This is a genomic window from Ekhidna sp. (genome assembly GCF_039960695.1).
Classification (GTDB): Bacteria; Bacteroidota; Bacteroidia; order Cytophagales; family Cyclobacteriaceae; genus Ekhidna.
Window position 1 is genome coordinate 407,184 of the sequence record NZ_JBDVKP010000004.1, and the last position, 14,148, is coordinate 421,331.

General features: G+C 38.0%; 14 protein-coding genes. 6 read left to right on the plus strand and 8 right to left on the minus strand.

Annotated elements, in window-relative coordinates; translation table 11 throughout:
* Window positions 1-27 precede the first annotated feature (27 nt).
* Window positions 28-1,077, plus strand: coding sequence for a PA0069 family radical SAM protein (locus ABJG98_RS02540; protein WP_348277890.1), 1,050 nt, complete (start codon window positions 28-30; stop codon window positions 1,075-1,077).
* A 72-nt stretch (window positions 1,078-1,149) separates the two neighbouring features.
* Here the strand turns inward: ABJG98_RS02540 and ABJG98_RS02545 are convergent, their stop codons facing one another.
* The 3 genes from ABJG98_RS02545 to ABJG98_RS02555 form a co-directional block, all read right to left on the minus strand.
* Window positions 1,150-1,506, minus strand: coding sequence for a DoxX family protein (locus ABJG98_RS02545; protein ID WP_348277891.1), 357 nt, complete (start codon window positions 1,504-1,506; stop codon window positions 1,150-1,152).
* 92 nt (window positions 1,507-1,598) lie between these two features.
* Window positions 1,599-2,264 carry a hypothetical protein gene (locus tag ABJG98_RS02550; protein WP_348277892.1) on the minus strand — a complete coding sequence of 222 codons (666 nt, stop codon included), beginning with the start codon at window positions 2,262-2,264 and terminating at the stop codon, window positions 1,599-1,601.
* Entirely contained in the window at window positions 2,261-3,274 is a 1,014-nt protein-coding gene (locus ABJG98_RS02555) for an AMP-binding protein (protein ID WP_348277893.1), read from the minus strand. Before ABJG98_RS02555 ends, ABJG98_RS02550 begins: the two co-directional genes overlap by 4 nt.
* 5 nt (window positions 3,275-3,279) lie before the next feature.
* On the opposite strand from ABJG98_RS02555, the gene ABJG98_RS02560 reads away from it, so the two are divergent.
* From ABJG98_RS02560 to ABJG98_RS02570, 3 genes are read left to right on the plus strand one after another with little or no spacing between them, the layout of a single operon-like run.
* Entirely contained in the window at window positions 3,280-3,837 is a 558-nt protein-coding gene (locus ABJG98_RS02560) for an RNA polymerase sigma-70 factor (RefSeq protein ID WP_348277894.1), read from the plus strand.
* Window positions 3,827-5,233, plus strand: coding sequence for a carboxypeptidase-like regulatory domain-containing protein (locus tag ABJG98_RS02565; RefSeq protein ID WP_348277895.1), 1,407 nt, complete (start codon window positions 3,827-3,829; stop codon window positions 5,231-5,233). Before ABJG98_RS02560 ends, ABJG98_RS02565 begins: the two co-directional genes overlap by 11 nt.
* A gap of 58 nt (window positions 5,234-5,291) precedes the next feature.
* The gene (locus ABJG98_RS02570; protein ID WP_348277896.1) at window positions 5,292-6,212 is read left to right on the plus strand and encodes a FecR domain-containing protein; all 921 of its coding nucleotides are present in this window, start codon (window positions 5,292-5,294) and stop codon (window positions 6,210-6,212) included.
* 17 nt (window positions 6,213-6,229) lie between these two features.
* On the opposite strand, the gene ABJG98_RS02575 is transcribed toward ABJG98_RS02570, so the two are convergent.
* The 4 genes from ABJG98_RS02575 to ABJG98_RS02590 are packed head-to-tail and all read right to left on the minus strand — an operon-like array spanning window position 6,230 to window position 10,297.
* On the minus strand, window positions 6,230-7,078 hold the full coding sequence (locus tag ABJG98_RS02575; protein ID WP_348277897.1) for a 1,4-dihydroxy-2-naphthoyl-CoA synthase: 849 nt from the start codon (window positions 7,076-7,078) through the stop codon (window positions 6,230-6,232).
* On the minus strand, window positions 7,059-8,699 hold the full coding sequence (gene menD, locus ABJG98_RS02580; RefSeq protein ID WP_348277898.1) for a 2-succinyl-5-enolpyruvyl-6-hydroxy-3-cyclohexene-1-carboxylic-acid synthase: 1,641 nt from the start codon (window positions 8,697-8,699) through the stop codon (window positions 7,059-7,061). Before menD ends, ABJG98_RS02575 begins: the two co-directional genes overlap by 20 nt.
* Window positions 8,700-9,863: a chorismate-binding protein gene (locus ABJG98_RS02585; protein WP_348277899.1), complete on the minus strand. Its 1,164-nt coding sequence runs from the start codon at window positions 9,861-9,863 to the stop codon at window positions 8,700-8,702.
* Window positions 9,863-10,297 (minus strand): hotdog fold thioesterase, encoded by a 435-nt coding sequence (locus ABJG98_RS02590; protein ID WP_348277900.1) that lies wholly within the window; start codon window positions 10,295-10,297, stop codon window positions 9,863-9,865. The genes ABJG98_RS02585 and ABJG98_RS02590 overlap by 1 nt, the downstream gene beginning before the upstream one ends.
* 29 nt (window positions 10,298-10,326) lie before the next feature.
* Here ABJG98_RS02590 and ABJG98_RS02595 point away from each other — a divergent pair, with 29 nt between their 5' ends.
* Window positions 10,327-10,938, plus strand: a complete 612-nt coding sequence (locus ABJG98_RS02595; protein ID WP_348277901.1) for a histidine phosphatase family protein — start codon at window positions 10,327-10,329, stop codon at window positions 10,936-10,938.
* Here ABJG98_RS02595 and ABJG98_RS02600 read toward each other — a convergent pair.
* Window positions 10,913-13,072 (minus strand): helix-turn-helix domain-containing protein, encoded by a 2,160-nt coding sequence (locus ABJG98_RS02600; RefSeq protein ID WP_348277902.1) that lies wholly within the window; start codon window positions 13,070-13,072, stop codon window positions 10,913-10,915. The two genes, ABJG98_RS02595 and ABJG98_RS02600, sit on opposite strands and share 26 nt — an antisense overlap.
* A gap of 191 nt (window positions 13,073-13,263) precedes the next feature.
* Here ABJG98_RS02600 and ABJG98_RS02605 point away from each other — a divergent pair, with 191 nt between their 5' ends.
* The gene (locus ABJG98_RS02605; protein ID WP_348277903.1) at window positions 13,264-14,133 is read left to right on the plus strand and encodes a hypothetical protein; all 870 of its coding nucleotides are present in this window, start codon (window positions 13,264-13,266) and stop codon (window positions 14,131-14,133) included.
* Window positions 14,134-14,148 lie beyond the last annotated feature (15 nt).

The following is a 14,148-nucleotide window of genomic DNA, read 5'->3' on the forward strand; positions in this document are numbered from 1 at the left end:
TACTAATATATTTAGTAATTTTATTTCATGGAATATTTAAAAGGGAAAGGGGCGCAAATCAATGTTGCGAACAAGTTCGCTCAGCAGAGTATTGAAACCGAAGATTTTGATGGTCTGGACGAAGAGTTGATCAATGAGAAGCCACCTATTCAGATTTTTAATGAAACTCCTAAAAAGATTATCTCTACCAATTCCAGTCCCGATATAGGGATGAATGCTTCCATTAATCCCTATCAAGGGTGTGAGCACGGATGTGTCTACTGCTATGCGCGAAACTCTCATGAATATTGGGGATTTAGCGCTGGGCTTGATTTTGAAACCAAACTTATTGTAAAGCCAAATGCTCCTAAGTTATTGGAAAACGAGTTTTTGAAGGCATCCTATAAACCCCGGACCATCATGCTGAGTGGCAATACGGATTGCTATCAGCCAATTGAAAAGAAGTTTGAATTGACAAGAAAGTTGCTAAGGGTATTTCATAAGTATCAAAATCCGGTTGGGATTATCACTAAAAATGCCCTTGTCATACGTGATATAGACTTGCTGAAAGATCTTGCTGCTAATAACCTTGTTCAAGTAATATTTTCAATTACTTCTTTGGATGAAAGTCTTAGGCAAAAACTTGAGCCTCGAACGGCCAGTGCGACCAAGAAACTAAAAGCGATGGAGTTGCTCGCCAATGAAAATATTCCTGTAGGAGTGATGAATGCACCAATAATACCAGGTCTAAATCATCATGAAACACCCGAGATTCTTAAAAGCGCTGCCAGTGCAGGCGCTTCGTTTGCTAGCTACACCGTAGTGAGGCTAAATGGTCAGATTGGTAAAATATTTTATGATTGGTTGATTAAGAATTTTCCAGACCGTGCAGAAAAGGTTTGGAATCAAATTCAGGACCTTCATGGAGGAAACGTTAATGATACAAATTTTGGAAGAAGAGTGAAGGGTGAAGGGAAGACTTCAGAAGTTATTCGGAGATTGTTCGAAGTGAGTAAGCGCAAATATTTCGCAGAAAGATCCTTTCAACCACTCGATACAACTCACTTTAGAAAGGGAGGAAGCTACAGCCTTTTTTAATAAAAAAACCCTGACAATAAATGTCAGGGCCTCTCTTCATACTTATCTAGAATCTAGATTAAGGTTTTTCTTTTAGTCAGACAGATGAGCGCTCATAAACCAAGCGCCACCAGCCAATGCCATGTCCTTTAAAAACATGGACGAACTTACTGGATCTTGACTTAAAAATCCAGATAAATGAATGAGCACAGCAAACAATGCAAGCATTAAGCCCAATAGCTGAGTTGCTAGTTTGGCCTTTTTACTAATAATGATTGCCACAGCTGCCAAAATCAGCGCAATACCAGTGAGGTAGACAAAGAAAATAGGTGCAGGTAAAAAATCGGGAACCATTCCAGTCATGTCATTTGCTCCCATTAAGTGAAAAATACCGAACATAGCCATCGGCCCTGCATACATGAGCTTTCCAATAAATCCTAAGCTTTTCATAAGGTTGAGTTAAAGGTTGAAGTTTCAAAAGTTAATCATCCTGAATTTACCTTTTTCACACATCAATAGCAAAACATAGAGGGCTGTGAAACCTAGCTATTCAAGCCAATAATCAGTTTATCTAGTTCTTCAAGAACCTTTCGTTCTCTGATCTCATACCACGTGCCGTCACCAAGGTTTATACCATTTTTTTTAGGTTTTTTTTGAGGAGTTAAGGACTCGAAATCCAAGCGATAGATAGTTTTTAGCAACTTACGTCCAGTGTCCCAATTATCACTAATCAGATCATTGTATCTTATGACTCTTTCTGAAAAAGTCCATGTCAATTGATGTCTCTGATCATTGATACAGCATTCTAAATGAAGAGGAGCCTCTCGTTCAGCTTTTTCTAAAATTGCTTGCATCAATTCTTGAAAGATTAACTCTGCTCTTTCAATATCTCTAGGGAATCCGTATTCTTTACCATCAACTCCAACATGCAAATAGGTTTCTGAGTTTGGCTCATCATCAAAAGGGAATTGATGAAAAGATTCAGAATCGGTTTTCCAGTTTGAACTTATTTCACCATTCCAACTAAAGTCATCCGTTCTTGTAAAACCCTCTGAGTGAAGTTCATCGTCAGAAATAGTATCTCGTCCTAGATATTCAAGGTTAAATTCAACCTTCAATTGATTTGCAGTGCTGTCAATCTGCATTACTGTGGCATATGCAAATGGTGGTGACAACAATTGGGGTTGGTACGAAAGAATGATTTTCATAAGGATTGTTCTAGCAGTTCCTGAGTTTTAAGCCGATCTAATTTCCCACTGGATGTTCTAACTATCTGCCTGTTAAAATAGCTTGCTTTTGGTCGATGATATTTTTCCAATTGGCTGAAGTCAATTCTTTTTTCGTCCCCATTGGTAATTAGAATAATTTTTCTACCTAAAATCTCGTCCGGGAGCGATCCAATCATAAATTCACCCGTAACTATAGATTTAAGCTGTCGCTCAATGTCTTCAGGATTTACCTTGATTCCTCCTGAGTTTATCACAAAATCATATCGACCAATCCATTGAAAAGTATTGTTTGAAATAACAGTAACTATATCATTGGTAGTTAGCCACTTGAAATCCGTAATTGCTCCTCTTATTTTCAATAACCCTTTGCTATCCGCAGCTACTTCGTTGTCACCAGTGGTCATAAATAACTCTTCATGCAAAGGCCTTAAAGCTATATGCGAAATGGTCTCAGTCATACCAAATGTTGAATATATGCGTGCATTACTCTGAACGTTTTGAGTAGCTATTGGTGCACCACCAATCAAAATTGTTTTAAACCTGTTCATTTGAGATTCGTCTAATTTTTTAAATTGGAGTGGCACCAGTGAAACAAGGTCGAAAGATTCGTTAGCGAATTCCTCCGAAGATTCGGTTGTTGGATCGACTATGGTTAAATCGTGATCAAAAATTAAACTCCGATAAATAACCATTGCGCCTCCAATATGAAGAGGGCTTAAACACAGGAGGGAAGTCTTGATTTTGTTTTCTGGATCTATGAATGAAAGCGTGGCTCTAGCACTAATTTCTATCTTATCCCTACTAATATTGATTTTCTTGGGTCTTCCTGTTGAGCCAGAAGTTCGGTGCGTAAATACTTGCTTATTTGCATACCACTGACGAATTATTGTCAACACAATATTTTCATGCTCGTTATATCTTTCTGTTGGAAGTTCTTCTTTTAGAATTTCTTCTAACTTTAGGACGAAATTTTTTGATCTTATAATCACTGCGCTTGGAAAACGAAGAGGTAATTGTACATCGGTTAATAAACAAAGATAAACGGGCTTTTGAACTCGTGTTTAACCAATACTACAACATCATGGTTTTGTATGCAGCTCGTTTCATGAATACCCGTGAAGAAGCAGAAGAAATAGCGCAAGATGTCTTCGTAAAATTTTGGGAAAAATGTGATTCACTCTCAGAAGATTCGTCAATTAAGAGTTACTTATACAGATCTGTTCATAATTCGTGTTTAAACACAATTAAACATGAAAAGGTAAAAGATGGATATCGTCAGCACATGATTCACTTCATGGAATCAACGTATCAGAATGAATTTACTGAAGAAGACCCTGAGCTTCTCAGAAATCGAATTACTTCTGAAATTAACAAACTGCCACCCAGATGTTCAGAAATATTTAAACTAAGCCGTTTTGAAGGCCTTAAATATCAGGAAATTGCAGATCACCTTGAAATATCTGTAAAGACTGTTGAAGTGCAAATGGGTAAAGCGTTAAAGGTCCTCCGCGAAAGCCTTCAGGATCTAAAAAACCTCAGAGATGCGAGCTAGTCTAATTGTAGCTTTTTGTATAATTCTATCTCAAGGATACTGTCAAAATCGAAAGAATGATCTTGTAAACGGAAATTTTAATAACCTTCCTCTTGAGGTTATTTTCGACAGTCTAAGTGCTCAAACAAACTACTTCTTCAGTTACAATTCAGATCTTTTGCCCAAGGGTAGTCTTTATTCAATTTCAGCAGACAATACACCCATTGATAAGTTTTTATCGCGTCTTTTAGTAGGAACTGGACTCAAATATTCCTTCTTCAAGGATCAGATCATATTGAATTATCTACCGGTAGAAGCACGAGTAATTAAGAAAAAGAATTTCTTCTCAATTTCAGGCACAGTTTATAATGAAAATGGAGAGACATTGAATAATGCCAATGTCTTTTTAGATGGCACTACAATCGGGGTTTCAAGTGATATAGATGGGAATTATAAACTTGAATCCATTCCACCTGGATTCTACGACATTGTATTCTCGCACGTGGGATATGAAAATGCAGTTTATCAGATTTCTGAGATGAATGGTGGCTCAAGAATCCAGACACATCAAATGGAACTTGACCTTGGACAGTTGGAAGAGGTAGAAGTTATATCAAATCGAATCAATAGGGCTGAAACAAGCTGGCAACGACATTATGCAGTTTTCAGGAAAGAAATTCTTGGTCAATCAGAAAATGCTAAAGAGTCGGTTATAGAGAATCCGGAGGCCTTGGACTTCACATACAATTCTGAAAAGAATTCATTGAGTGCTTTCTCACAATTTCCATTACAGATTCGCAATGATGCCTTGGGATATCGTGTAAGTTATTTTTTAGAGTCTTTTAAGAAAGAAGAATCGGAATTAAGATTTAGAGGTAAAATTAGATTTAGAAATCTGGAACCCTTAAACTCAGTAGAGAAGAGGGAGTGGAGAAAAAACCGCAAGAAAAGTTATTTTGGCTCATTCAACCACTTCAAACAATCACTACTAAGCGGAGAATTGAAAAAGGAAGGATTTAGAATTTACCGGGTAAGAAGTTTAGATAAATTCGAAATCAAGAAAGAAAATGAGCTATCGGTGACTGATATTTTGGTCTTTAAAGGAGACCATTATGAGTTAGATTTTAATAATTACTTGGCAGTGGAATACCGGAAAGAAAAAGAAAGTGAAGACTTCCTGAGGAGTAGCAATTTTGTGCAAACATTATATGCTGAATATATTACTTCGGATGGTATTTTAATAAAAGATCCAGGTAATCAAATTTCTGTGATTCGCCTGCTACGTAATTCTGTTAGGTTAGATTTGTCAGGTGAAGTAATGGATAGATTTGGTTTAACGACATACGGATACTGGGCTTGGGAAAGGACGGCAGATTTAGTACCTATAAATTATGACCCAAAATATGATAATTTGTAAAAAAGCTTTAAGGGGGAACAGACTTCTAAGTTGTTAATAACCAGACGATAACAAGAAAATGGAAGAAGTACTAGCAAAATATTTTTCTGGAGAAGCAAGCAAGGACGAAATATCCTTAGTTGAAAACTGGAGATCGGAATCGAAAAGTAATGCAGAATCATTTTTCGAAGCTAAATCTGCTTGGTTGATTTCGGAGCCTGAGACACCACCACCGTCTCATATTCTATCAGAAATTTTAGAGGAACCGCATGGAAAGCAGGTTCCATTTATTTTACAAAGCTGGGTGAAGTATGCCAGCGCAGCAGTTTTGGTCTTAGCGATTTCATTGCTTTTTATTCTTAATCAAACTGGAGAATCCAATGTTACAAATGAATTTCTTACAGATGGAAGTGAGATTGTTCTTCACGAAGATTCAAGATTGGAGATCATTGCATTTGATGAAAGTATAAGAGAGGTTCGTGTCACAGGAAAAGCCTATTTTGACATAGAGCGCGATGAATCACGTCCCTTCGTTATTCATACACCAAATGCGAAAGTTGAGGTTCTAGGCACATCGTTCGTTGTTGATGCATATGGTTCCAAGACTGAAGTAAGTGTTGAAACGGGTGTGGTCTCTTTGTCTAAGAATTTGAATGGATCTGATGCAGTTTCAGTAAAATTGGAAAAAGGGGAGACAGGCCTTGTTACGAATACCAATACCGGAATTATTAAGAAGAACAATAGAGATCTAAACTACCTGGCTTGGAAGACAAAAGTTATTTCTTTCGATGAGTCAAGCATGGCCGAAGTAATACAAGTAATTGAGGATGTGTATGGAATTGATGTCACATTCGAGAATCCTTCATTTAAAGAATGTAAGCTTACTGCCAAGTTCAATAAGAAAAAAGCGAAGGATGCTATTGAGATTATAGCACGGACGTTCGGAATTGAATATGAGTATTCAAATGGAAAAGCGATACTAAAAGGAAAAGGGTGCTAAACACTCTTTTCCTGTTTTCAAGGAATCCACTTAATGTCACTAAAGTTTGGTTTACGTTTCTCTAGAAAAGCATTTCTTCCTTCCTTAGCCTCATCTGTCATGTAAGCCAGTCTGGTCGCTTCTCCGGCAAATACTTGTTGACCAACCATCCCATCATCTGTTAGGTTAAAGGCAAATTTCAACATTTTGATTGAAGTAGGTGACTTGGCTAAAATCTCTTGAGCCCACTGAAAAGCTTCATCTTCCAGTTTCTCATGTGGTATTACCGCGTTTACCATCCCCATTTCAAAAGCTTCCTGAGCTGAATAATTACGTCCCAAGAAAAAGATTTCTCGAGCTCGTTTTTGACCTACCATTTTGGCCAGATACGCAGATCCGTACCCACCATCAAAGCTAGTAACGTCGGCATCAGTCTGTTTGAAAATAGCATGTTCCTTACTGGCCAGCGTAAGGTCACAAACGGTATGAAGGCTATGGCCACCACCCACGGACCATCCGGGAACTACTGCAATCACCACTTTGGGCATGAAGCGTATCAATCTTTGAACTTCAAGAATGTTCAATCTTGGCATACCATCTTCATCCACGTAACCCTGATGTCCGCGTGCATTTTGATCACCTCCACTGCAAAATGCCCAACCTCCGTCTTTCTTTGAAGGCCCTTCACCACTTAAGAGTACTACGCCAATATTGACATCTTCTCTTGCATCGTGAAAGGCTTTATACAATTCAGCCACTGTTTTTGGTCTAAAGGCGTTTCTTACCTCTGGTCGATTAAAGGCTATACGTGCAACTTTACCTGATTTTTTATAAGTAATATCCTCAAACCCTTCTGCTGAAATCCAGTCAATTTTTGATTCGCTCATTTATGTATGTTTTTAATTCTTTATAGACTCGTTGATTTGTTTCGGGATCAGTAAAAACCTCCAAAATTTTAGGTGTAGGTGAAGGCTGATAAAGTGTAGATAAATTTCCTTCTAAACTATTTAGATCATCTGCTTTTATATATTCTAAGCCATTTTCAGCACAAATATATTCTGCCGTTTTATTATGCCTTGTTTCAAAGTATTCCTCTAGCTCAGGAAGCTTTGATGGACCGTCAATCAGCCTGAAAATTCCTCCACCTTGATTGTTGAGTACAATAACACGCAAGTTTGGCACCTTGTAGTTATTGAAAAAAGCATTGCGATCATAAAGGAATGCTAAATCCCCCGTAATAAGTGTATTAAGTTTCGATGAGACCAGAGATGTCCCAAATGCAGTAGAAGTACAGCCATCGATTCCACTGGTACCTCGGTTGCTAAAGCACTGTATAGTGGGTTTGACTCCAAACATATCAGCGTAGCGAACTGGCATAGAGTTGCTCAAATGAAGATTAGAATCTTTTGGTATCGAATTGATTATTTTTTTGGCAGCCTGAGATTCACAAAAATCAGATTGACCTATAAAATCGGCTAAGGCACTATTGGCCTTCTTTTCGAGTGAAAACCAATCATTTCTAAATGAAACATCGGCGTTTGCTGCGCTCCATTCTTGTAAAAAATCGTTTAAAGGAAATTTAATTATAGATGGATTCGATTGAAATGTATCCACATGTACTCCAGCAGGATCAAAATGAATATGTTTTTTTGGTTTATGAGCTCTCAGGAAAAGTTTGACCTTTTTAGATAATACTGAAAGCCCGCAAGTAATGAGTAATTCCGGTTTTAAATTTTCTTGTTGATGAATGAAGAGATCTGCAAGTTCTATTCCGGCTGTAAGATTATTGAGTGGAAATCTTAATACTGGAACATTTTCTGATAACTTTTCTAATTTTTGGTTGAGTTCAGGATCCGCTGGTTGCTGTCCAATGAGTATAAGTACTTTAGTGTACTTAGATAGCTCATCGATCTCCAATCTTTCAGATTTAGCAGATTCAGATTCTTCCATTTCAACATTTTGGTACGCTAGCTTTTCTGTATTGTTGGGATAGAATGGTTCTTCAAAAGGTATGTTGATGTGAACAGGACCAGTTGGAAGGTTTCCGCATTCAGTAAGCATTTTTATTAAACCTTGATTGTATAGCGTTGCATCCTGTGTGGAATTAACTAAAGGAAGCTGAACAGACTGTTTTACATGATTTTTTAATGCTTCAAACTGACGAATGGTTTGACCATCTCGCTGATCGATAAGATTTGGTGGTCTGTCCGCTGAGAGAACAATAAGTGGTATTTCTCGATAGTAAGCTTCAGCAATTGCTGGTCCATAATTAAGTAGAGCCGTGCCACTTGTACAGCAGAGTACTACGGGTGTTCCGGTTTCTTGTGCTATTCCTAGCGCAACAAACCCAGCAGACCTTTCATCTGGAATAATCCATTTTTTTATCTTCTCGTGCCTGGCGAATGAAATAGTAAGTGGAGCGTTGCGTGATCCGGGAGACATTACAGCGTGAACTACTCCAAGTTGATGGCAGATCTGTGCGGTGTTGAATACAATTGAGTGTAGCACTTATGTAAGCATTGACATCAAAACATCCATTTTTATTTCTGTTTCCAGAAACTCCTTATCTGAAACAGAATCTTCTGTAATACCAGCTCCTGCATAGAAGCGAATAATGTCATTTGCTACTTTCATGCATCGCAAATTAACAAACAGGTTTGTGGAGCCATCAAAATTAACTGGACCCAAAAATCCCGAGTAGAATTCTCGATCGTAGTTTTCTACATCTGCGATCCATGGCTTTGTGTGTTCAATAGGCATTCCACATACGGCCGAAGTAGGATGGAGGAGTTCTAACATCTGGTCAGCTAGATTTTCAAATGCCACTTCCTTATAATCAACGATAAATTCGGTCTTTAAGTGAGCCAAATTCCCTGCTTGAATGGTCTTGGGACCATGTTCATGAAATTCCCGAAGCCTAATTTTCTTGAAACAGTTAATTATGTATCTACTGACGAATGCTTGCTCTTCAATTTCTTTTTGTGTCCAGGCAATTTCACTTAAATTTTGTCCTTCTTCTAGCGTCTTAGTACCTGCCAGTGAAACTGTCCTAAACTCTTCCTTATTGCTGGATAGTAAAAGTTCCGGTGTAGCTCCAATCCAAAGACCTTTGCCAGGGACAAACGTCATATTAATAAAGCCATTTGTATACTTGGTGGCAATAGATTGAAAGAAAGTCCATGGTGAAAAGTTTGCGGGTAATTTTTCATCCTTGAATCTGGACAATACAATTTTTTCGAATTTTCCAGCTTTAATTTGAAGTACTGCATCTTCAACCGCCTGTTCAAAATCATTGGATTTTGTATGAAAAGGACTTTTTGAGTCAGAATCAGAACTGACGCAAGTGTCTGCTAAATCTTCTTTAAACCTGTCAATTTGTGAAGATTTAACCCTAGGATCGATCAGCAATTCATCATTACGGATGACTATATCCGCCGAAATGAAATGTGGCTGTACAGGGTGATTATCAATAAATTCATTGATGAGGAAGCCAGAATGGAGCTTTGAGAGATGAAATTCTTTCAGCTTGTCAATGTCGCTCAATGAAATAATGAGTTGAGTTTGAGATGTATTTGGCATTCGCCAGGCCGCAAACGCATATCCGGCAAGTTCTAACTTCTTGATCAATTGATCCTTTTGGAGAAGATCTAAGGCTTTTTGAATTTCAATCACTACTTTCTATCTAAAATCGCTAAGGTAATCCGACTTACTGCTACGATATCATCATCATCGTTTCTTATTTCAATACCCCACACTTGTGTACTTCGTCCTAAATGCACCGGCTTGGCAACACCCGTTACAACGCCACTTTTTGCTGACTTGATATGGTTGGTATTAATTTCTAAACCAACTGCATACTGTTTATTTAAATCTATTGTGACAGTTGAGCCAATGCTTCCCATAGTTTCAGCTAAAGCAACCGATGCTCCTCCATGCAACAAACCCATTGGCTGCTTTGTTCGATGATCCACTGGCATTGTAGCTACCAGATAATCTTCACCTATTTCGGTAAATTCTATACCCAAATGTTCGACCATACATCCTTTAGACATACTGTTGATCGCGTCCAATTCCAGGTATTCGGGGAAAATTCGTTCTTTTGCCATTATTATAGGCAAACCAAAGTAAAGCAGATTTGAAAAGCAAGACCATATTCATACTTCGACATGGAGAGACTGATTTTAATAAGAAAGGCATGGTGCAAGGAAGAGGTGTAAATGCTTCGCTCAATAGTCAGGGAATAGCACAGGCAAAACAAGCAGGAAACCATTTGGCGAATGTTTCTTTTGATGCTGTTTTTACTTCGGCTTTGATTCGAACCAAAGAAACAGTGGCTCAATTTCCCCTTAATGGGACGCCATTAGTTTCTCACGAAGGATTTGATGAAATAAGCTGGGGCAATCAAGAGGGACAGGTAGCTTCGTATGACGCTAAAACTTTATATGCAGATACTGTGAAAGGATGGAGAAGAGGGGATCTACATCTGAACGTTGGGGGTGGCGAAAGCCCACTTCAAGTGATGGAAAGGCAAAAAGAAGCAATGAGAATAGTTGTTGAGAATGAAGGTGAAAATATGCTTATATGCATGCATGGAAGAGCTTTAAGGGTGCTTCTTTGTTGGACACTTAATTACCCGCTCAACTATATGGACGGGTTTCCACACCAGAATTGTGGCTATTATGTGCTTGGCTATAGAAATGAATCCTATTATTTGAAAGACTTTAATCAAGTGGATCATTTGAGGTAGCATACGCCAATCCCATTTTTATATCACCCCAGGTATAACTATCAGGAAGGGCTGATTTAATTTCACCCGAATTGGTCATTCCTTGTGCGTAACATTTTAAAATAGCTTTGAGCTTGGTTGGTTTTAAGAAATCATTAATGTCAAGGAGTCCTTTTTCAACGTACTGAGCTAGATGACTTTCAATGGTTCCTTGCACAAGGCCACGTTCCTCAGCAATTACCCTTGTTGATTTCCCTGTTTTGTACATTTCATAGGTGATCTCAGCGGTTGGTGTTTTATCCTTAGAAGTTGATTTAGAAAGTTCTTTGATCTTAGAACTTTGCTTAAGCTTTTCCCTTGTCAAAGGAATGCCCTCGTTGATGTGTTGTACGAGAAGATTTAGTTTTACTATTTGCCGCAATTGATTAGCTACTAGGTCTTTGAGTTCTACAAGTTCCGCTCGATAGGTTTTTGCTTTGGTCTGTGTCTTTAGGGTCCGATGTTGCTTAGAAATTAGATCGATCAATTCGGCAAGCTTCTCTCCAAAATATTCACATGCCTTAGCCATGCGTTCTGCCAATAGATGCATGTCTTGTGCCTGCAATATTTTTCTAATTTGACGAAGAAAGTTTTCACCAATTTCTTTTAGAGGGAAAGCTTCATTAATCAAGTCATCCGTCCAGGGCAAATGCTTTTGTTTAAGCGAACGATTTTCATCTTTATTAAACGTTTTTTTATGCTCAACTAATTCTTTCAACATTGGATCAAGCAAAAAGGCCCATTCTGCAAACTCAGCTAGAAATTGCATCCGATCGCGTTCAAATTGCTCCACAAGCTTTTCTTTGCCTTCAAAACCCTGAATATAAAATTGAAGCTGCTCGTCAATAGAAGGTGTTTTCTCAGGAAGTGGACTCGATAAAATCAATCCATCCAATGAAGTAAGCCTTGACAAGGCTACATAGAGTTGTCCTGATGCAAAAGTAGCCTCAAGATCAAGAATTGCCTTTTCAAAGGTGAGACCCTGACTTTTGTGAATAGTCACTGCCCACGCAAGTTTTAATGGATATTGCTTAAACGTTCCGATTACTTTTTTATCAACTTCTTTGCTTTCCTTATCTAAAATGTACCGTACATTTTCCCAGATATATTCTTCGACATTCACTTCGGAATTATCCTCAAAGACCACTTTAATTCCATCTTCCAGGCTAGAAACTGTACCAATTTTTCCATTGAAGAATTGACCTTTACCCGTTGGATCATTTTTTATAAACATCACCTGAGATCCTTCTTTGAGCTTAAGGTCAAGCTCATTTGGATAGGCATTTTCAGAGAAATCACCATCCATTGAAGCGGAAAAAATGACATTGCTACCAGCTAGTTTGGCTAGCTGATTGGAATTGATCTTATCAGCTTTATGATTGTGTGTGGTGAGGTGTATATAACCTTCTTTATCTAAATCAGACGGTCTGTAATGCTCATTTAAAATTTCAATATCGGTCTGGTTTAAAGCATTATGTCTAAGTCTATTCAGAAGATCGATAAACATCTGGTCGCTTTGTCTGAATACCTTATCCAGCTCTACTCTAATAGGAGGATTTTCTTTTAAAGCTCGTGCCTCAAAAAAGTATGGTGAAGGATAAAACTGTCTAATAAGTGCGGCTTCATCATTTCTGACAACAGGAGGTAACTGCATCAAATCCCCGATAAAAAGAATCTGCAAGCCACCAAAAGCATCAAATTGTCGTTTTCTAAGCTTACGTAGTGTATGATCAATGCAGTCAAGTAAATCGGCACGGAGCATACTTACCTCGTCTATTATGAGCAGTTCTAATTCATTGATCAACTTTCTTTTTTGAGCTCCGAATTTGGCTTCCTTAAATAAGGTAGATGGTGTGTTTACTTGAATGTTCCATTCCGAAAAGGAAATCTCCTCTGGTATGAAAACCCCAAATGGAAGCTGCAAGAGAGAGTGTAGAGTGACACCTTCAGCATTGATAGCAGCAATACCTGTCGGTGCAGCCACTGCAGCGTTTTTATAGGTATTTGCGACTATGTCTCTCAAAAAGGTGGTCTTGCCTGTCCCGGCCTTTCCCGTTAAAAAAATGTGACGGTTTGTATTGTTGACGTAGTTGGCTGCTAATTCTGCTGGTTCCATTAAGAGTATTGGATGCTTTAAAACTTAAATTTTATCAAATGAAATGAATATGACTATGTAAATAATGAATATCACTCTTTACACATAACTAAATGATTGAGAATGAAAACATCAAAATTCTTAAGTATTCCACAATTTAGTCACTACATTAAGAGTGATTTTTAAAACTGATCACAAATAATACACCTGCTATGAGGAACCACTACCTCAACCTAAGACGATCACTTAAAGCTTATGCGCTACCAGATACATCTTCAGAGAGTGTTGCTATGCTTTTGGAAGGTAAGTATGAGCTCATTGAAAGGAAAAGTGATTATCCCACGGCCGATACAGATTATGCACATATTAAAACCAAAGAAAGTCAAGAAGTCTGGATCTGCTACAGATGGAAAGATCATATATATGCTGATGTCGAAGAAGTATCGTTAGACCTTACGGATTTTACTTTAGATCAAAATGCGATTGATGAATCTCACTTAACAGATCTTTTGCCATCATTCAGTGAATTTACCTATCATTTACGTACAGCTACTTATCCTTTCAACTTAGAAGGAGTCAATGTTCCGCAGGCACCTCCTGCATCAAACAACTGCTGCACATTTGTAGAGGCTATTACTGTGAAAGCATGGCAAAATTCATATTCAGACTTTAGATGGAATAATAAGAAGCATGGCCAAATGATGATATTTTCTGTAGAAGATTACTTTTCACCTGTAACATGCTTAGTAGAATCAGAAATGGCAATAGCAATTAATGATCAGGATGCAATACCGCATAAATGGAGTGTGATACAAGGCTGGCGAAAAGAATGGTCAGGAGGGCATACTTTCATCATTCTAGATCATCATAAGGAAACGGACAGAATACTTACATTAGAATCTAATAAAGCTTTCGGATTGAATGGTGTGGGGTATAGAATGCTTGGTAATTTTCGCGATATCAATAAGCCATCATCTGATTGGTGGACAGAATCAAAACTTCCAACCTGGGAGAAAATAAAAAACACATACAAATTTAGAAGACAATGTGTGTTGAAAGTGAAAAATGTGAATTGGATCTAGCTTTCTAATAGGATT